The sequence below is a fragment of the Exilibacterium tricleocarpae genome (genome assembly GCF_007004655.1).
GTDB classification, from domain to species: domain Bacteria; phylum Pseudomonadota; class Gammaproteobacteria; order Pseudomonadales; family Cellvibrionaceae; genus Exilibacterium; species Exilibacterium tricleocarpae.
Map to the genome: position 1 here is coordinate 58,676 of NZ_ML660095.1, position 23,699 is coordinate 82,374.

A 23,699-nucleotide genomic window follows, 5' to 3' on the forward strand; every position below is an offset into this window, starting at 1 on the left:
GAGTATGACAGCCTCAACAGTGACGTCTGCTTCAATAATAAGAAACGTGAAACGGCTGCTTAGGCACTCGTTGCTGGCCTTGCCCCTGGCTATGGTGCCGGCGCTTGGCAGTGTGGTGATGCAGGAGCTGGGGCAGGAGGGTTTCACCGCCGGCTCAGCGTTTGCGCAGCAGGACGAGAAGCAAAAGCCCAAGTACAAAACCCGCAAGACCCCGGCGCTGCGCGAAAGTGTTTTTAAGAAGTTCGCCGTGGTGCAGGAGTTGGTCAGTCCCGAAGAAGAGGGCGCTAAGCCGAATTTCCCCAAGGCGCTGGAAGAGTTGAAAGATATTCAAAAAGGGACTGATAAATTCAACAAGTACGAGAAAGCCCAGCTATACAACTACTTCGGCTTCGTTTATTACACCCTCGAGAACTATAAGGAAGCTATCCGTTATTACAAGTTGGTGGTGGCGCAGAGCCCTGAGATTCCCATCGGTTTGGAACAGGGCACCATGTACACCATCGCCCAGCTCTATTTCGTACTCGAAGACTACCCCAACGCCATCAAGGCACTGTTAGCCTGGATGGAGGTGGCGCCTATCGTCGGTTCCGACTCCCATATCCTGCTGGCACAGGCCTACTATCAGTCCAACCAGATGGGGCCGGCGCTTAAGCATACCAATATCGCGATCGACGATTGGGAAGGTAGGAACAAAATACCCAAGGAAAACTGGTATTCCCTGCAGCGTGCGCTCTACTACGATAAAAATGACTATAAAAAAGTGATCAATATCCTCGAGAAGATGGTGCGTCACTACCCGAAAATGACTTACTGGAGACAGTTGGCGGGTATGTACGGCTCCGTTAACCGCGAGAAGGATCAACTCTATGCCATGGAAGCCCTGTATGTGATGGGTGGCCTGAACAAGGAGAAGGAGCTGCTCAATCTGGCTTATCTGCTGATGGGTGAGGAAGTGCCCTACAAGGCGGCCAAGGTAGTGGGTAAAGGTCTCAAAGACAAGATCGTCGAGCCGACCTCCAAGAATCTGGAATTCTATGCGCAGGCATTGCGTCTGGCCCAGGAAGTCGAGGATTCCATCCCGGTGATGGCCCGTGCTGCGAGGAAGTCTGACAAGGGTGATTTATTTGCTCGCCTGGCCGGTATTTATCTCGATAACGACCAGAATAAAGAAGCGCTTGAAGCGGCGGCGGATGCTATCAAGAAAGGCGGCGTTAAGCGTATGGATCAGCTCTACGTGGTGCAGGGTATGGCGCGGGCCAACCTGGGTCGTTATGAGGCTGCGCTGAAGGATTTTAACCAGTGTGCCAAGGATAAGCGCAGTAAGAAGACCTGCACCCAGTGGGCCAAGTATATCGAGAGTGAAATCAAGCGCGAGAAGCAGCTTGCGGCCAGTTGAATCAAAGCCTGGGCGTAACGTGAAGTAGATCATAGGCCGCATTATTGCGGCCTATTTATTTTAGGGTGGGTATTTCTGCGTTGTAGCTGGGTCCGCTGGGGTCGGCGCTGTCTCAAATGGCACCTCTTCCGGTGGCACGGTGCGGGGACGTAACTTTAGTTGCGTCCCCTTCGAGGGGGACCACTCCCCTGTGCCAGTAGCGACACTTGCAGGATACTGCGGGGGTGGTTTTAGTGTAGGGGAGTGGCACCATTCTAAGGGGACGCAACTAAAGTTACGTCCCCGCACCGTGCCGCCGGGGGTGGTGCCGTTAAGAAAGGGGAGTGGCACCATTCTAGGGGGACGCAACTGAAGTTACGTCCCCGCACCGTGCCGCCGGAGGTGGTGCCGTTAAGAAAGGGGAGTGGCACCATTCTAGGGGGACGCAACTGAAGTTACGTCCCCGCACCGTGCCGCCGGAGGCGGTGCCTTTAGAAAAGGGAGTGGCACGACTCTATACACTAGTGTTTGAGGCTTTTTCTCAGGTTATACACGCCCTCCGGTTCCCCAGTCTCACCGGTCGCCCGGTAGCCCCGGCTGCGGTAAAACGCCACTGCCTGAACGCTGGTGGTCTGCAGCCGCAACTCAGTTATACCGTGCGTACGGGCATAGTCCTCGAACGAGTCGAGTAAGCGGCTGCCGACACCGCAATGGCGTACCGGCCGGCTTACCCAAAGGTCCTCGATGTAAAGCACCCCGGCCCTGACTTCGGCGATCACGCCGGCCACCATGGTGCCGCCGTCGTCATTGACGTAGGCGGCTATCCTCTGTCTCTGGGTCTCGTTTGAGGCCGGATGGTTGAAATGGCTGTTGCCGTCCCGCAGGGCGATGCAATATTCGTTAATGGGGGTGTCGGGTTTGGTAAAGTGAAGTTTCTTCATTCTCACGTCCTTGTATGAATGATGATAAAAAATTGAATACCGCCGAAGGCTGTTTTGCCGGTAAGGCGGTTTTTTAATTTAGGGAATTTATCAGGTGGACACAAGACTCCTGACAAATATTTTAGAGTTGCGCTGATAGTTATAAAGCGATTGCCTGCTGTCAGGCAAATCGTCAACCCCGCCGGCGGCGAAACCCTGTTCGACAAACCAGTGTGCGGTTTGGGTCGTAAGGGTAAACAGCGTGCGCAGTTTCAAACGCCGGGCCTGCCGTTCGATATGGGTGAGCAGCTTGGCGGCACGGCCGCCGTTGCGGTAGTCGCTGTGGGTGACCACACAGGCCAGCTCCCCGGTGAATTTTTCCGGATAGGGATAGAGCGCGGCGCAGGCGACAATCATGCCGTCCTTTTCCATAACCGTGAAGTGATCGACCTCGGTCTCCAGCAGTTCGCGGGAGCGGCGCACCAGTATCCCCTGCTCCTCCAAAGGTGAGATCAGTTCAATGATACCGCCGACATCGTCGATACGCGCCCGGCGCACGACTTCGTAGCTGTCGCGATAGACCATGGTGCCGCGACCGTCGCGGGTAAACAGCTCCTTGATCAGCGCGCCGTCTTCGCTGTAGCTGATAATCTGCGCCCGGGTAACGCCCCGGCTGCACGCCTGCCGGCAGGCGTGCAGCACCTCGTAGGCGTCGGCATTGCCGGCGTTTGCCGCCAGCAGGTCGGCGCATTGGCGCAGATTCAACTCCCGCACCAGTTTTTGCCGCCGGTCGCGAATACCGCCGCCGGCGTTAAAGGCGATAAGCTTATCGGCCCCCAACGCGACGGCGACTTCGGTGGCGACGTCGGTACAGGCCAGGTTGAATACCTCACCGGTCGGCGAATAGCCCAATGGCGACAGCAGGACTACAGCATTGCCCGCCAGCGCCCGGTGGACGGCATCGCTGTCGATGCGGCGCACCTGGCCGGTGTGCTGCAGGTCGATGCCGTCGCGCACTCCCAGCGGTTTGGCGGTGATGAAATTACCGCTGACCACACGGATATAGGCACCGTGCATCGGGGAATTCGGCAGCCCTGTCGACAGGGCTGCTTCAATAGCGGTGCGGGTGGCGCCCGCAGCTTCGGCGACATGGGTCATGCTGCGCTGGTCGGTAATGCGCAGGTTGTTGTGGAAGCTCGATTCGGTGCCGGCTGCCCGCAGGCGTGCGTCAATCTGCGGGCGTGTTCCGTGCACCAACACCAGCCGTACGCCGAGACTGGTGAGCAGGGTGATGTCGTGCACAATATTGTCGAAATTGCGATGCTCCAGCGCGGCTCCCGGCAGCATCAAGACAAACGTCTTACCGCGGTGAGTATTGATATAGGGAGACGACTGGCGAAACCAGTCGACATAGGCCTGGTTTGCATCGGTTTGCTCGTCTGGCTTGGCGGGGGGGGGTTGATGGTCCATGACTTTCGCTTTGGGTCGTATCGATACCTTGTGGCCGGTCAGGTTAAAGGCAAAACTCCCGGATCAGTCCCGTCAATAAGGACACTGCCGGATCAATTTGTTTTTGCTCCATAAATTCATCGGGTTGGTGCGCCTGGTCGATCGAGCCCGGCCCCATCACTATGGTTTCCATACCCAACTGCTGCAAAAAAGGCGCTTCGGTGGCAAAGGCCACGCTGGCGGCGGTGTGGCCGGTGAGACGCTCCGCTGCCTGCACCAGACGCGAGTCCGGCGCCTGTTCATAGGCGGCAACACCGCCAAACAAGCTCACCAATTCTATCGCGCCCTCGCTGCCGAGCGGCCGCAGGCGGGCCTCGATCTGCGCCCGCAGTTCATCGCGATGCATGCCCGGCAACGGCCGCAGATCAAACTGCAGCTCGCAGTGCCCGCAGATGCGATTCGGGTTGTCACCGCCGTGAATACAACCGAGGTTCAAGGTGGGCACTTCTATCTCAAAACCCGGGTTGCGGTACTTGTCCTGCAACTCGCGGCGAAAGGCGAGCAGCTCGCCCAGAACGACATGCATGGTCTCCAGGGCATTGTCGCCGAGGTGGGGGTTCGAGGAGTGCCCCGCCTGCCCGCGCACCCTGACTGCCTCCATCATAATACCCTTGTGCATGCGAATCGGTTTCAGGCCGGTGGGCTCGCCCACCACGGCGTAGCGCGCCTGCGGGCGACCCTGGGCCGCCAGCTCCCGGGCGCCGCTCATGGAACTCTCCTCGTCGGCAGTGGCGAGAATAATGAGTGGCTGTTGCAGGGGCGTGTCGATGAAACGGCGCGCCGCTTCGATGGCAATGGGAAAGAAGCCCTTCATATCGGTGGCGCCGAGGCCGTAAAACCGCTGGTCCCGATCGAGCAGGGTAAAAGGGTCCTGTTGCCAGCGATTGGCGTCATAGGGAACGGTATCGGTATGGCCCGCCAGCACCAGCCCGCCGGGACCCCGGCCCCGGGTGGCAATCAAATTGGCTTTGTTGGGCCGGTCGGGGACGGGCATGATTTCGATGTCGAAATCGATGCTCTCCAGCCAGGCCGCCAGCAGCTCGATAACATTGCGATTGCCCATGTCCCAATCGGGTAGATGGCTGCTCACCGAGGGGGTGGCTACTAGCTGAATCAGTTGATCGGTCAACGAGGGTATTGGCATGGGTGCTACTTGCCTTACAGCGTGTCAGTGTCGTCAATGTAACAAAACCTATGGGGCCCGGCTACCTGGCCGTGATGGCGGTGAGCCGTTGCCATTCATGGCAATATGCCGCCGCTGCCGGGCACGGCTATCCGCAAAGTGTTAGCTGCCCGGCATTTTATGCGGGCGGCGCCCGGATATATCGACCTGAGTGAGACCCCGGTTGTGTCGCGGGGCCTGCAATCGGTCTACAATCCGTGAAGTTCTTTATCGCGGGGGAATTATGGCTGGGGCAGCAGTGATGGACAGAGCGCTCGATCTGCGCAGTTTGATCAACGACCTGGTGGCGGATCGGCGCCTGGACCAGGAGGCGGCCAATATGCTGCTGGGGGCCAGCCGCACCCGCGAGCAGGCCGCTATGCACCCGCTGGTCTATATCGCCAGCCAGGCCCTGGACGACCCGGCGCGACCCGGCAGGAGTCTGGACGGCGATGCACTGATCGAGTGGCTGGCGCAAAAGGCCGGCCAGCAGGTATACCATATCGACCCGCTGAAAATAAATGTGCCGGCAGTCACCGAGGTGATGTCTTATGCCTTCGCCAAACGACACGGTATCCTCTGTGTGGAGGTGACCGCCGAGGAGGTGGTGGTGGCCTGTACCCAGCCGTTTGTCAGCGGTTGGGAGCCGCAGTTGGAACACACGGCGCGGCGACAGGTGCGGCGAGTCATGGCCAATGCCAGCGATATAGAGCGCTTTACGGTGGAGTTCTATACGCTCTCACGCTCGGTGTCCGGTGCCTCGGGGGTCAGCGGTCCCTCTGCGGTGACCAATCTGGAGAGCCTGCTGGAGCTGGGCGCGCTTAAAGACCCCGAGGCCAATGACCAGCACATCGTCAGTATTGTCGACTGGTTGCTGCAGTATGCGTTTGACCAGCGCGCCAGCGATATCCATATCGAGCCGCGCCGGGAAGTGGGCAAGATGCGGTTTCGCATCGACGGTGTGCTGCACCAGGTCTACGAGTTGCCGATTGCGGTGACTACGGCGGTGACCAGTCGCATTAAGATTCTCGGGCGTATGAACGTTGCGGAAAAGCGCAAACCCCAGGACGGGCGCATCAAGACCAAGCGGCCCGACGGCGGCGAAGTGGAGCTGCGACTGTCGACCATGCCGACGGCGTTCGGGGAAAAACTGGTGATGCGTATTTTCGATCCCGAGGTGCTGCTGCGCTCCTTCTCGGAACTCGGCCTCACCGGCGACGACTACCAGCGCTGGCAGACCATGGTCGGGCGCCCCAACGGCATCGTGCTGGTGACCGGCCCCACCGGTTCCGGGAAAACCACGACCCTGTATTCCTCGCTGAAAAGCCTGGCCACCGACGACGTCAATGTCAGTACCATTGAAGATCCGATTGAAATGGTGGAGGAGAGTTTCAACCAGACCCAGGTCCACCACCAGATCGGACTCGATTTTGCCGCCGGTGTGCGCACCTTGATGCGCCAGGACCCGGATATCATCATGGTCGGCGAAATCCGCGATCTGGAAACCGCGCAAATGGCGGTGCAGGCGGCGCTGACCGGCCACCTGGTGCTCTCCACGCTGCACACCAACGACGCGCCGACGGCGATGACGCGCCTGCTGGACCTGGGCGTTCCCAGCTATCTGATCAAGGCGACGGTGCTGGGAATTATGGCGCAGCGCCTGGTGCGCACCCTTTGCCCCCATTGCAAAGAGCAGACGCCGGTGGATGCCGGCGCCTGGCAACAATTGGTCAAACCCTGGAAAGTGGCGGCGCCGAAGTGTTTCCACCGCCCGGTCGGGTGCCTTGAGTGCCGCAATACCGGCTACCGGGGGCGTCAGGGTATTTATGAAATACTGCCGTTGTCGGATACGGTCAAGGAACTGGTGACCGATAGCTGCGATATCGGCACCCTGCGCAAGCAGGCGATGCGCGAGGGTATGCGGACCTTGAGATTATCCGGCGCCCAGAAGGTGGCCGGCGGCGGCACCACTATCGAAGAGGTGATGCGGGTGGCGCCGCCGGCGGACCGCTTCAGTTGAGTGGAGTGTCCGGCGTTAAGCACCGGCGGCCCTCACTGTTGGCCATGCCCCTTTTAACTGCGGCATCTTTAACTATGCCACCTTTAACGACTTCGCCTTTCACTGCGACGCGTTGATCAATGCCGCCTTTAACAGCGCTGCTTTTGAACGTGGATTGTCTGCGGTAAGCTGTCGGCTTGTCGTCCCGATCCGAGCCAAAAAAGAGCCGCAGACCTATCATGTTGTTCGATAAAGATTTGCTCGATGATGTGCCCTCCGCATTTCACCCCGAACTGCGGCGTTACCAGGCGCAGTTTGCCGAGCGCGCCGGCGCCGCCGGTGTGGCGCAGGCACAAAACTGCCTGTCGACCCGGCCGCACCTGCGCCAACAGCTGTTGCGGGTCTGGGTGGGTAGCGACTTTGCGGCGCAGGCCTGTATTACCAACCCGGATATGTTGCTCGAGATGTTGCAGCGCGGTGATCCCGACCGCCCGCTCGAGGCCTCTACGCTGGCGCCAGAGCTGGCCCGGCAATTGGGTGAGTGCAGCGGTGAGCAGGCGCTGGACCAGGGATTGCGGCGTTACCGCCAGCGCACCATGGTGCACGTTATCTGGCGCGATCTGAACCGCCTGGCAACGCTCGAGGAAACCACCGGGGCACTGTCTGCGCTCGCCGATGCCTGCATCGGGCAGGCGATGGCGTTTCACTACCGCGAGTTGGCGCAGAAATGGGGGGTGCCGACCGGCGGCGAATCCGGTGCGGTCCAGCCCATGCTGGTGCTGGCGATGGGTAAACTGGGAGCCGGTGAACTGAATCTGTCCTCCGATGTGGATTTGATCTTTGCCTACCCGGAGACCGGGGCGACCAACGGCGCACGCAAAAATCTCACCAACCAGGAATTCTTCTCCCGACTCGGCAAAAAACTGATCAAAAGCCTGGAGGCGAATACCGCCGATGGTTTTGTGTTTCGCGTCGATATGCGGCTGCGTCCCTACGGTCAAAGCGGCGCGCTGGTGTTTAACTTCGACGCGCTCGAGGATTACTACCAGACCCAGGGGCGGGAGTGGGAAAGGTATGCCATGATCAAGGCGCGGGTGGCCGCCGTGGCAGGGGTGGCCGACGGCACCGCGGTTGCCCGACAACTGCTGGCATTGCTGCGACCTTTTACCTACCGCAAGTATATCGACTACTCGGCGGTTGAGGCACTGCGCTCGATGAAGGCTTTGATCAACCGCGAGGTGCAGCGCAAAGGCATGGGTGAGGACGTCAAGCTCGGACCCGGCGGTATTCGTGAAATCGAGTTTATCGTGCAGGCGTTTCAGTTGATACGCGGCGGCAGAGACCGGCGCCTGCAGGAGCGCCGGCTGCTGGTGTTGCTGCCGGTGTTGGAGGCGCAGGGCTGCCTGCCCGCCGGTGCCGCCGCCGGACTCGACAGCGCCTATCGCTTTCTGCGCAATACCGAGCACGCCGTGCAGGCCTACCAGGATCGCCAGACCCAGATGCTGCCCACCGGTGAACTGGACCGCCGGCGGCTGGCCTGGAGCCTGGGTTACGGCGACTGGGCTGCGTTCACGGCCGCACTCGACAGTCACAGAACCTTGGTGAACGCGGAGTTTCAAGCGGTGATTGCCGATCCGCACGACGACGTCGAGAGCGAGCGCGACCGGGACTGGATACCGTTGTGGCAGGCGCAGCTCGACCGCGACCAGGCGCTGGCGCTGCTTGGCGGCCACTATCGTGACAGCGATGCGGGACGGGTATTCGAGTTGCTTGAACAACTGCGTGAAAGCCGTCATATCGTCACCATGCAGGCCGCCGGCCGCGAGCGCCTCGATGAGTTTGTGCCGCGTTTGCTGGGCGCGCTCGCGGAGCAGGACGAAACGGCCGAAACCCTGGCGCGGGTACTGCCGTTGGTGGAGGCGGTGGCCCGGCGCAGCGCTTATCTGGTGTTGCTGATGGAAAATCCCGGAGCGCTCAAGCGACTGATCAGCCTGTGCGCTGCCAGCCCCTGGATTGCCGGTCAGTTGGTGAAGTCGCCGGCGCTGTTGGACGAATTGCTCGATCCCCGTACGCTCTACTCGCCGCCGGATAAGGAGAGCCTGCGCGACGAGCTGCGCCGCGAGGTGCTGCGCCTGAGTTGGGAAGACCTTGAAGGCCACATGGAGGCGCTGCGCTATTTCAAGGCGGCCCACGCATTGCGGGTGGCGGCCAGTGAAGTGACGGACGTACTGCCGTTGATGAAAGTCAGCGACTACCTCACTTATATCGCCGAAGTTATTCTGGAGCATGTGCTGGCGGTGGCCTGGCGCCAGATGGTCGACCGCCACGGGCGACCCGGCGGCGCGCAGGACGATGATATGAACTTCGTGATCGTCGGCTACGGCAAGCTCGGTGGCATTGAACTCGGGCACGGTTCCGATCTGGACTTGGTCTTTCTGCACAGTGCCGAGGCGGGACGCTTTACCGATGGCGAGCGGCAGCTGGACAATCAGACTTTTTATACCCGTCTGGGACAAAAGATCATTCACATACTGACGGCGCAGACGTTGGGTGGAACTCTCTACGAAGTCGATGTGCGCCTGCGTCCCTCCGGTAACTCCGGGTTGTTGGTGAGCTCGCTCGCCGGCTTTGAAAAATATCAGGGTGCCGACGCCTGGACCTGGGAGCACCAGGCCCTGGTAAGGGCGCGGGTGGTGGCGGGCAGTCGCCGCCTGGCCGGGGAGTTCGAAGCGGTGCGCGCCGCGGTGCTGTGCCGGCGGCGCGAGGACGCCGAACTGCGCCGGGAGGTCGTGCAGATGCGCGATCGGATGCGTGAACATCTGGCGACCCGCGGCGCGGCGCAGGCACAGGACTTCAATATCAAGCACGACCGCGGAGGTATCGTCGATATTGAATTTGTGGTTCAATACGCGGTTTTAGCCTGGGCCTATCGGGACGCGGCGCTGGTGCGGTATACCGACAATATCCGCATCCTGGGTTGCCTCGAAGAGGCCGGGTTGCTGGGGACGCAAGAGGTCACCCAGTTGATCGACGCCTACAAAGCCTACCGATCTATGGGACACCGCCTGGCCCTACAGGGGCAGGCCAGTGTACTCAGTGGCAGCCAATTTAACGCCGAACGCGAGACTGTTGAACGTGTCTGGCAGCGGCTGTTGGAGAGCCCTTAGCGGTTATATAAATAGCCCTTAGCGGTTGTATAGATAGCCCTTAGCGGTTATATAAATAGCCCTTAGCGGTTGTATAGAGAGCCCTTAGCGGTTGTATAAAAAGCCCTTAGCGGTTTTATTAAAGAGCCCTTATCAGGTCTTTGTACTGGCAGAAAAGCAGATTCGCAACCGCAGCATTTCCTCGTGGCTCACTGACAATTGGCCGATTTTCGGGTAACTGTTTCTTTTGGGAGATATTATGTCCTTTGCGGATCGCGACGGCGTTATCTGGCTGGATGGCGAACTGGTGCCCTGGCGGGAGGCCAGGGTGCATGTGTTGACCCACACGCTGCACTACGGCATGGGTGTCTTTGAAGGCGTGCGCGCCTATCACGCGGACAGCGGCGAAACCTGCATTTTTCGTTTGCAAGAGCACACCGACCGGCTGTTTCGCTCGGCCCATATCATGCGTATAGCCATGCCGTTTACAAAGGCGCAGTTGAATACCGCCCAGCGTCTGGTGGTGCGCGAGAATAAGCTGCAGGAGGCGTATCTGCGGCCGATGGCGTTTTACGGCTCCGAGGGCATGGGTTTGCGGGCCGACAGTTTGCAGACTCACGTGATGGTCGCCGCCTGGGACTGGCCGTCTTATATGACGCCGGAGGCCAAGGAATTGGGGATCAAGGTGCGCACTTCCAGCTACACCCGGCATCACGTCAATATTTCCATGTGTAAAGCCAAGGCCAACGGCCACTACATCAACTCTATGCTGGCACTGCGCGAAGCGCTTGACAGCGGTTGTGAGGAGGCACTGCTGTTGGATAACGAAGGGTATGTGGCTGAGGGCAGCGGGGAAAACATTTTTATCGCCCGCGACGGCGTACTTTATACACCGGAGCTGACCTCCTGCCTGGACGGCATCACCCGTAATACCCTATTTCAACTGGCCAGCGAATGCGGCTACGAGGTGCGGGAGAGACGTATTACCCGGGATGAAGTGTATGTCGCCGACGAAGCCTTTTTTACCGGTACTGCCGCCGAAGTGCTGCCGATCCGGGAACTCGACGGCCGGGTTATCGGCGCCGGTCGCCGCGGCGAAATAACCCACAAACTGCAGTCGCTTTACTTCGATGCCGTCAAGGGGCGCAGCGAGGCCCATACCGGCTGGCTCAGTTCAGTGTCTCCCTGAGTGGCCTGTCCCGCAACCGGCGCTTCCAGCTTAGGCATTTTTCGCAACCAGCCCGCTGGTATACCATATTGCCGGGTGCAAGGGCCTGTATGTAATGGCACTCGCTTAAGTACCACCAACAGTGGGCTCTAAAGTGAGTACCATTAAGGGCCTGTATAAGGAAATGATCGCCAGTTACTTATGAATGTTTTTCAGATCCTACCTGAGTTGAACTCCGGCGGTGTCGAGCGCGGCACCGTGGAATTTGGTCGTGAACTGGTGCGCAGGGGCCACGCGTCGACGGTGGTTTCCGCAGGCGGTCGCCAGGTGGCCCGGCTCGAGGCTGAGGGCTCTGAGCATATTCAATTGCCGGTACACAGAAAGTCCCTGCTCAGTTTGCAGTGGGTGCGCCCGTTGCGGCGGCTGTTGGTCGAGAGAAAACCCGATATCGTACATGTCCGGTCCCGCGTGCCGGCGTGGCTGGCGTGGTTGGCCTGGCGCAACATGCCGGCGCAGGCACGGCCGCACCTGGTCAGCACCTTTCACGGGATGTATTCGGTCAATGCCTACAGTGCGGTGATGGCACGGGGCGAGCGGATTATCGCCATATCGGCGGCTGTGCGCGATTACATTATTGAAAACTATCCTGGCGCCGATCCGGAGACTATTCGCCTGATTCACCGCGGCGTCGATGCAGCGGAGTTTTGCCATGGATTTATGCCGTCGCCGCAATGGCGCGAGGCATTTTTTCAGGCTAACCCGGGGCTGGTGAACAAGCGCCTGTTGCTGATGCCCGGCCGCCTGTCACGCTGGAAAGGCCAGTTGGACTTTATCGCGTTGATGGCTGAATTGCGCCGCCGCGGGATCGTGGATATTCACGGGCTTGTGGTCGGCAGTTCCGACGGCGCCAAACAGCAGTACGAACGGGAGCTGCGTACCGCCGTACAGGCCGGGGGGCTGCAGGACAGCGTCTCTTTTCTCGGGCACCGCAATGATATGAAAGAACTCTATGCCATTGCTGATATCGTCTATAACCTGTCGAACCGTCCGGAGCCGTTCGGGCGCACAGTCACCGAGGCGTTGAGCATAGGCACGCCCGTTATCGCCTATGACAGGGGCGGCCCGGCGGAGGTATTGCGCGATTGCTTCCCCCCCGGCCTGGCCGACCCGGCCACTCTCGCGACGGTGACTATGGATGTGCTGTCGCAAGCGCCTGCCATAGCGTTGAAACAGCACTACTTGTTGTCGACACAGGTGGCGAAAACCATCGCCACTTACGAAGAGCTGCTATAGTCGTCGGACTTTATGAGACTTTATAAAGAGTTGCCCGGTTGCCTAACGTCGCCGGATTTTACAGCAAGTCCCGTCTTTCATATATATTCGCCGGCCTTATATATCGAAACAGTTGTCGCTGCGGTAGATAAGCGTCGTGCGGCCTGGTTTGTGCCAAAGTGGTTTCAAGCCGGTAAAGTCCAGGGTCTTAAAGCCCTGGCTTTTGGCATAGCGTAAACCTTCTGCATATTCGTGCCGGTGAGAATCGTCAAGCAGTATGACGCCGCGGTCTGACAGCTTCTGCACCGCCTGTTTAACACAGTTGACCCGGTCGCGGCCGTCGACGATAACGATATCGTATTTGTCCGGTTTTCTCAGGATGGTGCGGCAATAGTCGCCATCGACGTCGTTAGGCTGGTAAATCAGTTCGGCATTGTCGGGGATTTTCCTATTGAGATGCTCGAACCAATACTGATCGTATTCGACGGCGACAATCGATTTGGCCCGCTCGGCGAAGAACAGCGTCGAGTAGCCGCTGCCGTACTCGAATACGGTCTGCTGCTTGTTGATTCTGTCTTTGAACACCTCGATGATAGCGTAGTTCATCCAGGGCAGGGGTGAACCGTCGGTATCACAGGGGTAGCCCTTTCTGATGCTGTCCAGCCAGCCCACCAGGCGCAGGTAGGACTGCCGGCGCAGCAATAGCGACTGGTAGGCGCGGTAGTGGGCGGTAATGCCGGGAAGACAATTCTGCAGTATTTTTTTTATATTTTTTTTCATAGTGGAGTTGTCGCCTGTTGCAACGGCTGCTTGGGCTGGCGGTGTTTTACCGGTATTGTCAGCGCTCGTATCCAGGAGTTGTCGGTAAAAAGCGGCAGTTTGCTGCGCTATGGGTTCCCAGTCCAATGGGCTCAAGTCGAGTGCGGTATCCTCTCTGGACTGCAACCAGGTCAAGACACTTTCGATGACGTTTCGATCCAGCGGCGGGTCGTATAAATATATCCAGTTTTCCCCGTAGGTTTGCTGCAGTGTCGGCAGGCTGCCGATACGTGGCGCCACCACCGGTCGCCGCATCGACAAGGCGAGAATGGCGGTACCGGAATTCAGGATGCTCAGGTAGGGCAGTATCACGGCATCGGCAACCTGGAACAGGCCGGAGACCTCCCCGTCTTCGATATGCCGGAACAGGCTTTTGATATTGTCTCTTTTGAACGACGGATTATCCTCAGTGCAGAGTCGCTCTTCCTTGCCCGGTTGACCGGCGACAATCAGGTTGGCGCGCCCGGGCTCGAGTTCGTTAAAAGCGTCGAGCAAAGCCGAGAGCCCTTTATGCAGGCGAATTTTGCCGAAAAACAACAGATTTGGCTTGTCCGGTTGAATGCCCAGGTGTTGGTAGGGGTCCGTATCACAAGGCGGATAGGCGTCTATATAGTGGCCGTGGGGAATAATTGCAGACGGCTTTTGCGCGAGAAACGGGTAGAGTGCTTCAAGTTGCTCCCGACCCTGGCGGTTGAGATAAATCACCCCGTCCAGGGAACGCAGGATTTTCCTCCAAAGACTCAATGCCAGGTGCCGCAGCGGCATTTTGTGGGGTTCCATATTGTGGGCGGTCCACACGACCTTGCCGCCGCGCTTCTGAATGCTGCGAATTTTGCGCAGTAGCTTCCAGGCCCTGATATGAACGCGAGTGATTTTATCGTGGCGCAGCAGTAAATCCGGCCAGTGAATATGGAAAATATCCCACTGCTGTAAGTCGAATGGGGTGGTGGCGAACTCGAACGTTTGCACCTCTGCCGGCATGGCGTCGTAGAGCAGCGAGTTATAGGGGTTGTTTGCCTTGTTCTTGCGCGCCGGGGAGGCCAAAACCCGCAGTGGCGAATGCCCCGGTATCGGCTCTGCGGTGGAGTCGTTCATAGTCAGTTTCTCTTCATAGGGCTATATGGGCCCGGGCGAGTATAGGATGCTGATTTTTACAAGACCCCGGTACAGGTCAATACTCTGTTTCTTTCTCGGGTTTCTTTAACACCAGGCACTGCACCATGGCCGGATAACCGCCGCCCACCAGGAATCGATCCCGGTCGGTGAGGATGCGTTGCGGTTCAAACTCCGTGTATCCGTATAGTTGTGTCTTTTCCCCGAAAACCAGTTCAAAGTTTTCGACAGCTGCGAGTTCCTTGATATTGATATTGGCGCCGTACTTATTTGTCTGTGCAGTCTGAAACGGTGCGACGTCAGTAAATAAATCGACAGTCAGTATAAACCGCCCGCCCGGCTTGAGACTGCGAAAGGTTTCTCGCATTACGTTTTCCACATCGCCCCAGGGCAGGTGCTCGATAACGCTGATGGAAAAAGCGCAGTCAAAGGCGTCGCTGGGCAGCTCCGCTTTCTCTATGGTTGTGTTGCGCAGCTCGACATCGGTGTGGAATAGCCGGTTCAGCTTTGCCAGGGTGTCCTGGTCGCAGTGCCAGCCTTTGCCCGCTGCCTCGAAGCCCGGATCGATATTGACCACCCGGCAGCCGTGTTGCGCGAGCGCGAATTGAAATCCGCTGAGACTGCCCCCGACCTCCAAAATACGATCGCCGGGCGACACTTGGGCCTGAAAAAACGCCCACGGGTACTCGAAAGCCCGGGTGGTGTTGTTGCGCTGAACAGAAAATGGGCCGCGCAGTGACCAGTACCAGGTGGACGGCAGCCAGCGTTTCAGTTTTTTGGCGAGTATTATCGGCTTGCCGTAGGGTGCGCCCTGCTGTGCGTTCCAATCCAAAAAATTCTGTGGTAACTGATTTTCAGCGAGCATCTTTTACTTACCTGCAAAGCGCAAATACCGGCCCTGCGGCCGCAGCGAATGAATTATAAGATGGTGTTAAAAAAACGCCAATACCGCTCGACGATAGTGTCTTTTGAATAGTGCTTGCGGTAATGGGCAAAGGCATTGGCCGCCAGTTTTTCCCGCAGCCCGCTACTGCCCAGTAGCTGATTGACGGCATCGGCGAGCGCATCGACATCATCGATGGGGGTGACCAGTCCGGTCTCGGAATCGTCGATCAGTTCAGCCGGTCCCTGCGAGGCGGTAGCCAGAATCGGACACTTGTGTGCCCAGGACTCCATCACTATCGACCCGAGTCCCTCGTGGCGCGACGGGCAGATAAATACATCGGCGCTGCGCATCAACGCCGTGACGTCGGTGCGCCAGCCGAGCCAGTGGACCCGGGATGTTACGCCGAGTTCGTCCGCCAGGCCGCGCAAGGTCGTCTCCTCAGGGCCGCTGCCCGCCAGCCACAGGTGTGCCTCGGGTATACGGGTCAGCGCTTGCAGGAGAATGTCGAAGCCTTTGTTGACATGCAGGCGACCGGCTGCCAGCAGCAGCGGTGCAGCGCCGGGGGTGTCGAAACTGTCCCTGGGCAGCGGCGTGACGGCGGTCTCATCGGCAAAGTTGGGAATATGCACGACCTTATCGGCGGGCATACCACCGTTTATCAAGTGATCGCAGATGCCCTTGCTGATGCCGATCCAGTAGTCGCCTTTGCGATAGTATTTGAGTTTGTAGTAGTGACCCAGGCGGTGGACCAGGCGATAGTTGCCCCTGGGCGTCACGGCGCTGGCCCGGCCCATCCAGGTCAGCACAACATCCGGCGCAAACTGCGCCAGCGCGCTGCGGTAACGGTGGCGGTCGATCAGGTCGAGCGCACCGCCAAAGCGAAACCCGGCCCAGTCGACGGCGGCCCGATCGAGTTGGGCGGTACGGTCGGGGAAATCGCGCAAAAAAGCTTTTTGCCGCAGGCCCGGTACTGCGCTCATGGCAGCCACCAGCCGGGTGTAGAAGTTTTCTGCACCGCCCCGTTCAGCGCCGGCCAGTACCTGGGCGACTTTGATGGTGTCGCGGTCGTCCTTATGTGTCGTCATTTTCTATCCGGCGCTGTCGAGGTTCCAGGTAGCCGTGATAACCCCAGGGGCCACCCCGCTGTTTAGTGGTGAGTAGTGTTTGCATGCGGGCCTCCAGATTGTCGAGCTTGCGCAGTGCCTTGCGCCGCGCCAGCACCGGCAGCAGTTGTGCCAGTGGGATCAGGTCGGACCAGCCCAAACCGTCGATGACCATCAGGCGCAGGGCGCCGCCGGCCGTTTGCTGTACCACCACATTGTGCAGCAGCAAGTCCCGGCTTGGAACCGCCAGGGTCGACCACTGCCGGCGGAATTGCTCGAGGCTTTGCCTGAGTGTCGGGGTGATGCCCTGTTCCCAGAGATATTGCTTCAAGGTGATCGATATCCTGCCGTCGGCGTCGGTGATGAGGTCGGTGACGATACCCGGCCCGCAATCGGTGGGCACCAGGCCGTAGCAGCGGGGGATCAGGTCGAGCACCGGGTCGCCGCTGCGGCGGTGAATGGCGGTCAGGGTGCGGTACTCCTGCAGATTGTCATCGAAGCTGCTGAGCGGCTTGAGCGATTTTGGGAAACTTTTTTTGCGGCGCTTTTCGGCGGCACTAAAGCCGGGTCTGGCGACCTTGACGCACTGGTGGCAATTGTCCGGGTTGACGAAACACAGCCGGTTGCCGCCGCGGGCAAACGGCTCCAGGCCGGCCAGTTGGAGCTGTTGCGGCACGTCTTACTGCTCCAGCCACACATAGGGGTGGCTGTAGTCGATACCCAGGGTAGATTCGAGAATATACTGGGCGTTGAGCGTCGAGTTCATTTCCGTATGAAAGAAGTGGCGTGTCGCCGCGGCCCAGGCCCGGCGTTTGTCGTCATCGGCGTGAAACTCGCGGATCAGGCCGAGCAAGTGATCCAGGTCCCGGTAGTAGACCAACGTCCGGTCGGGAAACAGTGTGTCGAAGCCGGCGTCGGCGTTGGTGAATATCAACAGGCCGTTGCCGCCGAGTTGGGCGATGCGCGCCGACGAATACCAGTGCCAGCCCTCCTGGCGGTTGAAATTGAGCCCCATCTTCGACTGCCCCAGGGCGCGGTCGTAGTCGCGGCCCCATACCGGCTTTTCGCCGAAGCTGCCGAAGGTTTTAAACACCAGCTCGCCGTTGAGTTGTTGCCTGAGGTAGCCGACATCCTCCAGGCGTTTGGTGTGTTGCAGGGCGTTGCTGCAATAGATCAGATCGATAGGCAGGTTTTGCCGGTTCGATGCATCCTGGTTCTCAATGGCGCCGTCCACCGGGTTGGGCATATGGAACAGGCGCGCGCGCCGGCCTTCAAACTGCTTTAAAGCCTCGTGTCCGGTGGAGACGAACATGGCGTCGACCACCGCGCAGCGCTGTTCGATTTTGCGGACGTTGTCGGGAATAAACAGCGGATCATTGTTGCAACCGGCAATGGCCACCGCCGGCAACAGGCGGCGAATGTCCTCGAGCGTGCGGTTTTGGATAATATCGCAGTGACCCACCACCACCAGGTCCGGTTGCAGGGCCTCGGCCATTTCCAGCAGGCGTTTATTGGCCTTTTTGTAACCCAGGTCGCGAATCCCCAGCGGCGCCTCGAAGGCGGCCACATCGCGATCGCTGAAACCCTGTACGTAGTGCCCGTTTTTGATCAAGCCGAAGAACAGCTTTTGCGCCCAACTGACCCGGGTGTGGCCATAGCGGCGCAGTTGCTGGTAGGCGATGTGAAGTACTCTCATAAATCCGCTAGCTCAAAGGCCGAACCCCCACACCTGAAGCGTAAGCGGCAGCGGGTGAAATCCGGGAAACGAGGCATTATCTACAAAGGTCCAAAATCAGGCAAGCCAGCCTTTGCGGGCGACAATGTATTTTGCGACCCGGTCGGCTTCTTGCAAAGGTTCGCCGGCGGGCAGCATGTCGCCTTGTTCCACAAGGTAGTCCAGGGGGGTAAGACGCCGGGCGGCCAGCAGGCGATCGATGCCCGCCGTGACCCGGCTATGGCCTTTTCTCGGTGCTTTTCCCGGTACTTTTCTCGGTACTCTTCTCGGTACTTCGAGCAATCCCACCCGGGCGCCGGAGCTGAGGCTTTCGTAGACCATGGAGACACTGTCCTCGCTCACCCACACACAGCCCCGCTGTTGCAACTGTTGTTGCAGCCAGCCGGGGGGAGTCTGGCCAACGGGAACGAAGGTGAGTTGCGCATCGAGTGTTGAGGCCACGGCGGCATCGAAGTCTGCAGGTGTGCGACGCGAGTTGGTCAAGGTCCATTGCACCTCGGGCAGCGCGTTTTTCAGCCGCTGCAGTTGTGCCACTATGGCTCCGTTATCCCAGGCGTGGTGTTTGGACGGGCCGCCGATCAGCACCAGGCCTTGTGTAGGGTCTTGGGCCGGCGCCGGGGTAATGGCGTTGAGGACGCCCTCAGTGCGCAGCACCTTATCAATAGCTGCGGGCGCCTCAACAGCCGCGGGCGCCTCAGTAACGGCGGGCGCCGGGTCGTGTTGTGGCAGTACACACAGATCAAACCAGCGCAGTGGCAGCGATGGACGCATCAACACGATCAGTCGGCCCCCGTAGCGGTGCCGCAGCAGCAGTGCCGGCAGGTGCGTGCGGTGGCCGCAGGCGACGATCAGGTGCGGGGGCGGTGCTGCTTTGATGCCGAGGGCCTGCTGTATGCCCTGCAGCCGGCCGCGGGTATGAATCCAGCGCTCGTGCAGGTCGGTGTAGCGCCCCAGTGCCTGCTCCAGTCCCTCGAGCTGATGGCGGTGTCCCGGCTTGTCGTCGGTGATAAACCAGGTGATAAGTGCATTCTCGGCCACAGCGTCCACGCCCGTTATTAAGAGATTTATGTCTGCCGCTAGTCTATCAGAAAGCCCGGTCTCTACCTGTGGGGTGAGTATGAAGTATAATTTACGGATGCCGAGGGGCGGGTTGCGCCTCGAAACCGAAGGAAATCCCAGCAAATGAAAGTATTGATCACCGGAGCGGCCGGTTTTATCGGGTCTCATGTTGCGCTTTATCTGACCGCCAGGGGGGATGATGTCGTCGGCTTGGACAACTTCAACGACTACTACGACGTCTCGCTCAAGCGGGCGCGGCACCGGCGCACTGAGCAGTTTCTGGCGGGCAGCCTCGGCGAGGACATCTATGCCCATGTCTGCCGCCCGGTGGCAGAGCGCGGCAGCTTTCGCATGGTTGAAGGCGACCTGGCAGACCGCGCGCTGATCGAGAAGCTGTTTGGCGAGGAGCGTTTCGACAAGGTCGTGCATTTGGCCGCTCAGGCCGGCGTGCGCTACTCCATCGAAAACCCCCACGCCTATATCGACAGTAATATTGTCGGCACCATGAATATCCTCGAAGGCTGCCGCCACCACCGGGTGCAGCACCTGGTTTACGCGTCGTCGAGCTCTGTGTACGGCGCCAACGAAAGTATGCCGTTTTCCGTGCATGACAACGTCGATCACCCACTGTCATTGTACGCCGCCAGCAAAAAAGCCAATGAGTTAATGGCGCATACCTATAGCCATCTCTACGACCTGCCCACCACCGGGCTGCGATTTTTTACGGTGTACGGGCCCTGGGGCCGGCCCGATATGGCGCTGTTTCTGTTTACCAAGGCCATTCTCGCCGACCAGCCGATCGACGTTTTCAACTACGGCAAACATCGCCGTGACTTCACTTATATCGACGACATTGTCGAAGGTGTAGTGCGTACCCTTGATCACACGGCGGTCGCCAATCCGAATTGGAGCGGCGAGGAACCCGACCCCGGCACCAGCAAGGCGCCCTGGCGCGTCTATAATATCGGCAACCAGAGTCCGGTTGAGCTGTTGGACTATATCGGCGCCATAGAGGAGGCGTTGGGCAAGCGCGCCCGGCAAAACCTGTTGCCGCTGCAGCCGGGTGATGTGCCCGATACTTATGCCGATGTGCAGGCGCTGGTGGACGATGTCAATTACCGGCCGGCTACCGATATCAAAGTGGGGGTGAGACGTTTTGTCGACTGGTACACGACATTTTATAAAAAACCATGACCCACTTATGTCGATGACCGCACCGGAGCAGCCAGGCAAGCGCGCCACCTATTATCGCCTGCTCCGTTACATCCTGCCCCACCTGGGTTTTTTCCTACTCAGCGTTTTTGGTTTCGCCCTGGTCGCTGCCAGCCAGGCGGGGTTGGCGGAGTTGATGAAGCAGATTGTCAACGCGATCGAGGGCGGCGATCCGTCCAGCCGTTACTTCACGCCGCTGTTGTTGGTGTTGATTTTTTTCGGGCGCGGGGTCGGTATGTTTATCGGCGGTTATTCCATGGCTCGCGTGGCTCACAATATTGTATTGACGCTGCGCTGCCAACTGTTTGACCGGCTCACGGTGCTGCCCGGGCGCTACTTTGACGCCAACGATTCCGGGCACCTGATATCGCGCATCACTTACAACACTGCACAGGTCACCACTGCGGTGACGGATGCACTGAAGGTGTTGATTCGCGAAGGGCTGATCCTGATCAGTCTGCTCATCTACCTGTTGTGGTCGGACTGGAAGCTCACCCTGGTGCTGCTGGCGGTGTGCCCGGTAATCGCCGCCATTGTGGTGCTGGTGGGCAAGCGCTTCAGCAGGTTGAGCGGGCGCATCCAGGTAACCATGGGTGATATCACGCAAATCAGTTCTGAGATGATTGGCGGCAATCGGGTGATGCGCAGCTTTGGTGGCGAACAATACGAGAAGGAACGCTTTTTTCGCGCCAGCAAGAATCATTGCCGGCAATATATCAAGTTGCAGGCGACCTCATCGGTGGTAACGCCGATGCTGCAGTGGATTGTATCGATTGCCATGGCGGTCATGTTGTTTGTCGGGCTGACTTTTATGCAGACTGGCGGCACCGGTGAATTTATGGCCTATTTTACCGCTGCGGCCCTGATCCCCAATGCTTTGAAACAGCTCAGTGGCGTGTATGCCAAAACTTTGAAGGGGCTGGTTGCGGCGGAGAGCATTTTCCTGCAGTTGGACGAGGAGGCAGAGGAGGATAGCGGCACCCATGAGGTCGACAGGGTTGCCGGACGTATCGACATCAGCGGTGTGAATTTCGCCTATCAGGGGGAGGAAGTCGCGATACTGTCGGATATCAATCTATCTGTCGAGCCGGGACAAACGGTGGCTTTGGTGGGGGCCTCCGGCAGTGGCAAGTCAACGTTGGTCAGTCTGATTCCCCGCTTTTATGATTACAGTGAGGGCTCGATCAAAATTGACGGCGTCGAGTTGCGGGCCTTCACCCTGCAGAGTCTGCGGCGGCAAATTGCACTGGTCAATCAGAATGTTACGCTGTTTAACGCTACGGTTTTGGACAACATCGCTTATGGCGATCTGTCCGGCGCCGGTCGCGACAGCGTGATCGATGCGGCGCGGGCGGCGCAGGCGCTGGAGTTTATCGAGCAATTGCCCGCCGGTCTGGAAACGGTGATCGGCGAGGAGGGTGAGCGCCTGTCGGGCGGCCAGCGCCAGCGCCTGGCGATAGCGCGGGCACTGTTAAAGGATGCACCGATACTGATTCTCGATGAGGCCACCTCGGCGCTGGATACGGAATCGGAACGTAAAATTCAGCAGGCGCTTGAAGAAGTCATGAGAGGACGCACGACTCTGGTGGTTGCTCACCGCTTATCGACGATCGAAAACGCCGACAAAATCGTGGTGATGGATGCGGGGCGAATTGTGGAGACGGGCAGTCACAGCGAACTGCTCGCGCGCCGGGGCCACTACGCCAGACTGCACGCCATGCAGTTTCAAGATGCACAGCCGGAACAGAGCTGATTGATGCGGTTACTTTACACCCTGGTGCTCTACGCGGCGTTGCCTTTGTTGTTATTGCGACTGCGCCAGCGGGCCAGGCGCGCACCTGCCTATGGGCGGCGTTGGCGCGAGCGCTTCGGATTTATCCCGCCGCTGCCGGCGGCGCAGGTGGTGTGGGTGCACGCGGTATCGGTTGGCGAAGCCCTGGCCGCCATTCCGATGATCAAGCTGCTGCGCGAGCAGTATCCGCAGTTGGTGTTTATGGTCACCACCACGACTCCCACAGGATCAGAGCGGGTGCGCGCCGCCTTCGGCGACAGCGTTCACCATGCTTATATGCCCTACGATCTTCCCGATGCCGTCGGGCGCTTTTTACATCGTGTCAAGCCGTGTTTGTTGATTGTGATGGAAACCGAACTCTGGCCGAATACCTTGGCGGCCTGTTGGCGGCGGCAGATTCCGGTGATTCTGGCCAATGCTCGCCTATCGGCAAAATCGGCGCGTGGTTACCGGCGTTTTGGTCTGCTTACCCGACCCATGCTGCAACGCCTGAGTGTGGTGGCCGCGCAGCACCGGGACGATGCGCAAAGGTTTACTGCCCTGGGGTTGCCGGAGTCGGCCTGTGAAGTTACCGGTAGTATCAAGTTTGACTTACAGCTCAGCGATGCACAGCGCGACGCTGCGGCGCAGCTCAAGCGGCAGTGGAGCGACGCCGGCCGGCGTCCGGTGCTGCTGGCGGCCAGCACCCATGCAGGCGAAGATGAAATCGTGCTGCAGGCGTTTGCCGAAGTCCGCCAGCAACTGGAGCAGCCGTTGCTGGTTGTGGTGCCGCGGCATCCCGAACGTTTCGATGCGGTATTCGCGCTGTGTCGCGGGAAGGGCTATCGGGTCCAGCGTCGCAGTGAGGCCGAAAACCGGGAAGGTGATATAGATATAGTGGTCGGCGACACCATGGGTGAGCTGCCGTTGTTTTTCGGCGCCTGTGATAGCGCTTTTGTGGGCGGTAGTTTGATTGAGCACGGTGGTCACAATCTGATTGAGCCTGCCGCCTGGGGGGTGCCGATTCTTAGTGGTCCGAGCCTGTTTAATTTTACTGAGGTGTCGCGGTTGTTGCTTGAGGCGAATGCGCTGACGATAGTGCGGGATCATCACGAACTTGCGCAGGAACTGGTCGACCTGCACCAGAATGCTGCCCGCCGACAGGGGCAGGGGCTTGCTGCCAAGTCGGTCGCCGACGCCAATCGCGGGGCTTTGCAAAAGTTGATTGATATTGTCGGACGTTTTTTGTAATTGTTTTGCCGGGCAGTGCTTCTTTAAAGTTGGGAGCCTGCCAATTTGTCGGTTTGTTTCCCTGGGACGCGAGGTAGGGTGGCTGTTGTTATTCAGGACCGGTCCTCCGGCGGCACGGTGCGGGGTCGCACGGTGCGGGGTCGGGGTGGATTGCAAATTAAAAAGGGTTTTTGTGTGTAAAAAAAAACAACCCCCACAC

At 59.1% G+C, this 23,699-nt stretch carries 17 protein-coding genes; 8 read left to right on the top strand and 9 right to left on the bottom strand.

The window, feature by feature from the left end:
* Positions 1 to 4: 4 nt before the first annotated feature.
* The gene (locus FKG94_RS14940; protein WP_142905121.1) at positions 5 to 1,396 is read left to right on the top strand and encodes a tetratricopeptide repeat protein; all 1,392 of its coding nucleotides are present in this window, start codon (positions 5 to 7) and stop codon (positions 1,394 to 1,396) included.
* A gap of 500 nt (positions 1,397 to 1,896) precedes the next feature.
* On the opposite strand, the gene FKG94_RS14945 is transcribed toward FKG94_RS14940, so the two are convergent.
* The 3 genes from FKG94_RS14945 to argE form a co-directional block, all read right to left on the bottom strand.
* Positions 1,897 to 2,316, bottom strand: coding sequence for a GNAT family N-acetyltransferase (locus FKG94_RS14945; RefSeq protein WP_142905122.1), 420 nt, complete (start codon positions 2,314 to 2,316; stop codon positions 1,897 to 1,899).
* Positions 2,317 to 2,406: 90 nt separating this feature from the next.
* Complete coding sequence (argA, locus tag FKG94_RS14950) at positions 2,407 to 3,765, bottom strand: amino-acid N-acetyltransferase (RefSeq protein ID WP_142905123.1); 1,359 nt, start codon at positions 3,763 to 3,765, stop codon at positions 2,407 to 2,409.
* Between the two features lie 43 nt (positions 3,766 to 3,808).
* Positions 3,809 to 4,948, bottom strand: coding sequence for an acetylornithine deacetylase (gene argE, locus FKG94_RS14955; protein ID WP_142905124.1), 1,140 nt, complete (start codon positions 4,946 to 4,948; stop codon positions 3,809 to 3,811).
* Positions 4,949 to 5,210: 262 nt separating this feature from the next.
* Here argE and tfpB point away from each other — a divergent pair, with 262 nt between their 5' ends.
* From tfpB to FKG94_RS14975, 4 genes are all read left to right on the top strand, one after another.
* The gene (tfpB, locus tag FKG94_RS14960) at positions 5,211 to 6,986 is read left to right on the top strand and encodes a type IV pilus assembly ATPase TfpB (RefSeq protein WP_142905125.1); all 1,776 of its coding nucleotides are present in this window, start codon (positions 5,211 to 5,213) and stop codon (positions 6,984 to 6,986) included.
* Between the two features lie 218 nt (positions 6,987 to 7,204).
* A complete protein-coding gene (gene glnE, locus FKG94_RS14965) occupies positions 7,205 to 10,132 on the top strand; it encodes a bifunctional [glutamate--ammonia ligase]-adenylyl-L-tyrosine phosphorylase/[glutamate--ammonia-ligase] adenylyltransferase (RefSeq protein ID WP_142905126.1) in 2,928 nt (975 codons plus the stop codon).
* Between the two features lie 238 nt (positions 10,133 to 10,370).
* Complete coding sequence (locus FKG94_RS14970) at positions 10,371 to 11,300, top strand: branched-chain amino acid transaminase (protein ID WP_142905127.1); 930 nt, start codon at positions 10,371 to 10,373, stop codon at positions 11,298 to 11,300.
* A 180-nt stretch (positions 11,301 to 11,480) separates the two neighbouring features.
* Positions 11,481 to 12,572, top strand: a complete 1,092-nt coding sequence (locus tag FKG94_RS14975; RefSeq protein WP_142905128.1) for a glycosyltransferase family 4 protein — start codon at positions 11,481 to 11,483, stop codon at positions 12,570 to 12,572.
* Between the two features lie 96 nt (positions 12,573 to 12,668).
* Here FKG94_RS14975 and FKG94_RS14980 read toward each other — a convergent pair whose 3' ends face one another.
* The 6 genes from FKG94_RS14980 to FKG94_RS15005 form a co-directional block, all read right to left on the bottom strand.
* Entirely contained in the window at positions 12,669 to 14,465 is a 1,797-nt protein-coding gene (locus FKG94_RS14980) for a glycosyltransferase (protein WP_142905129.1), read from the bottom strand.
* Between the two features lie 76 nt (positions 14,466 to 14,541).
* Positions 14,542 to 15,348 (bottom strand): class I SAM-dependent methyltransferase, encoded by an 807-nt coding sequence (locus tag FKG94_RS14985; RefSeq protein ID WP_142905130.1) that lies wholly within the window; start codon positions 15,346 to 15,348, stop codon positions 14,542 to 14,544.
* A gap of 53 nt (positions 15,349 to 15,401) precedes the next feature.
* The gene (locus tag FKG94_RS14990; protein WP_142905131.1) at positions 15,402 to 16,454 is read right to left on the bottom strand and encodes a glycosyltransferase; all 1,053 of its coding nucleotides are present in this window, start codon (positions 16,452 to 16,454) and stop codon (positions 15,402 to 15,404) included.
* Positions 16,441 to 17,148, bottom strand: a complete 708-nt coding sequence (locus FKG94_RS14995) for a YrbL family protein (RefSeq protein ID WP_218943544.1) — start codon at positions 17,146 to 17,148, stop codon at positions 16,441 to 16,443. The genes FKG94_RS14990 and FKG94_RS14995 overlap by 14 nt, the downstream gene beginning before the upstream one ends.
* 3 nt (positions 17,149 to 17,151) lie before the next feature.
* Positions 17,152 to 18,168: a glycosyltransferase gene (locus tag FKG94_RS15000; RefSeq protein ID WP_142905132.1), complete on the bottom strand. Its 1,017-nt coding sequence runs from the start codon at positions 18,166 to 18,168 to the stop codon at positions 17,152 to 17,154.
* Between the two features lie 96 nt (positions 18,169 to 18,264).
* On the bottom strand, positions 18,265 to 19,245 hold the full coding sequence (locus tag FKG94_RS15005; RefSeq protein ID WP_179957662.1) for a mitochondrial fission ELM1 family protein: 981 nt from the start codon (positions 19,243 to 19,245) through the stop codon (positions 18,265 to 18,267).
* 144 nt (positions 19,246 to 19,389) lie between these two features.
* Between FKG94_RS15005 and FKG94_RS15010 the strand changes: the two genes are divergently transcribed.
* The 3 genes from FKG94_RS15010 to waaA are packed head-to-tail and all read left to right on the top strand — an operon-like array spanning position 19,390 to position 23,500.
* Positions 19,390 to 20,460, top strand: coding sequence for an NAD-dependent epimerase (locus tag FKG94_RS15010; RefSeq protein WP_142905134.1), 1,071 nt, complete (start codon positions 19,390 to 19,392; stop codon positions 20,458 to 20,460).
* 7 nt (positions 20,461 to 20,467) lie between these two features.
* Positions 20,468 to 22,231 carry a lipid A export permease/ATP-binding protein MsbA gene (gene msbA, locus FKG94_RS15015; protein ID WP_218943545.1) on the top strand — a complete coding sequence of 588 codons (1,764 nt, stop codon included), beginning with the start codon at positions 20,468 to 20,470 and terminating at the stop codon, positions 22,229 to 22,231.
* The gene (gene waaA / locus FKG94_RS15020; RefSeq protein ID WP_142905135.1) at positions 22,232 to 23,500 is read left to right on the top strand and encodes a lipid IV(A) 3-deoxy-D-manno-octulosonic acid transferase; all 1,269 of its coding nucleotides are present in this window, start codon (positions 22,232 to 22,234) and stop codon (positions 23,498 to 23,500) included. It begins immediately after the preceding gene.
* The last annotated feature ends 199 nt before the right edge of the window (positions 23,501 to 23,699 follow it).

Coding starts and splice junctions, on each gene's coding strand:
- FKG94_RS14940 (WP_142905121.1), top strand. CDS start 5: ATGACAGCCTCAACAGTGACGTCTGCTTCAATAATAAGAAACGTGAAA.
- FKG94_RS14945 (WP_142905122.1), bottom strand. CDS start 2,316: ATGAAGAAACTTCACTTTACCAAACCCGACACCCCCATTAACGAATAT.
- argA (WP_142905123.1), bottom strand. CDS start 3,765: ATGGACCATCAACCCCCCCCCGCCAAGCCAGACGAGCAAACCGATGCA.
- argE (WP_142905124.1), bottom strand. CDS start 4,948: ATGCCAATACCCTCGTTGACCGATCAACTGATTCAGCTAGTAGCCACC.
- tfpB (WP_142905125.1), top strand. CDS start 5,211: ATGGCTGGGGCAGCAGTGATGGACAGAGCGCTCGATCTGCGCAGTTTG.
- glnE (WP_142905126.1), top strand. CDS start 7,205: ATGTTGTTCGATAAAGATTTGCTCGATGATGTGCCCTCCGCATTTCAC.
- FKG94_RS14970 (WP_142905127.1), top strand. CDS start 10,371: ATGTCCTTTGCGGATCGCGACGGCGTTATCTGGCTGGATGGCGAACTG.
- FKG94_RS14975 (WP_142905128.1), top strand. CDS start 11,481: ATGAATGTTTTTCAGATCCTACCTGAGTTGAACTCCGGCGGTGTCGAG.
- FKG94_RS14980 (WP_142905129.1), bottom strand. CDS start 14,465: ATGAACGACTCCACCGCAGAGCCGATACCGGGGCATTCGCCACTGCGG.
- FKG94_RS14985 (WP_142905130.1), bottom strand. CDS start 15,348: ATGCTCGCTGAAAATCAGTTACCACAGAATTTTTTGGATTGGAACGCA.
- FKG94_RS14990 (WP_142905131.1), bottom strand. CDS start 16,454: ATGACGACACATAAGGACGACCGCGACACCATCAAAGTCGCCCAGGTA.
- FKG94_RS15000 (WP_142905132.1), bottom strand. CDS start 18,168: ATGAGAGTACTTCACATCGCCTACCAGCAACTGCGCCGCTATGGCCAC.
- FKG94_RS15010 (WP_142905134.1), top strand. CDS start 19,390: ATGAAAGTATTGATCACCGGAGCGGCCGGTTTTATCGGGTCTCATGTT.
- msbA (WP_218943545.1), top strand. CDS start 20,468: ATGTCGATGACCGCACCGGAGCAGCCAGGCAAGCGCGCCACCTATTAT.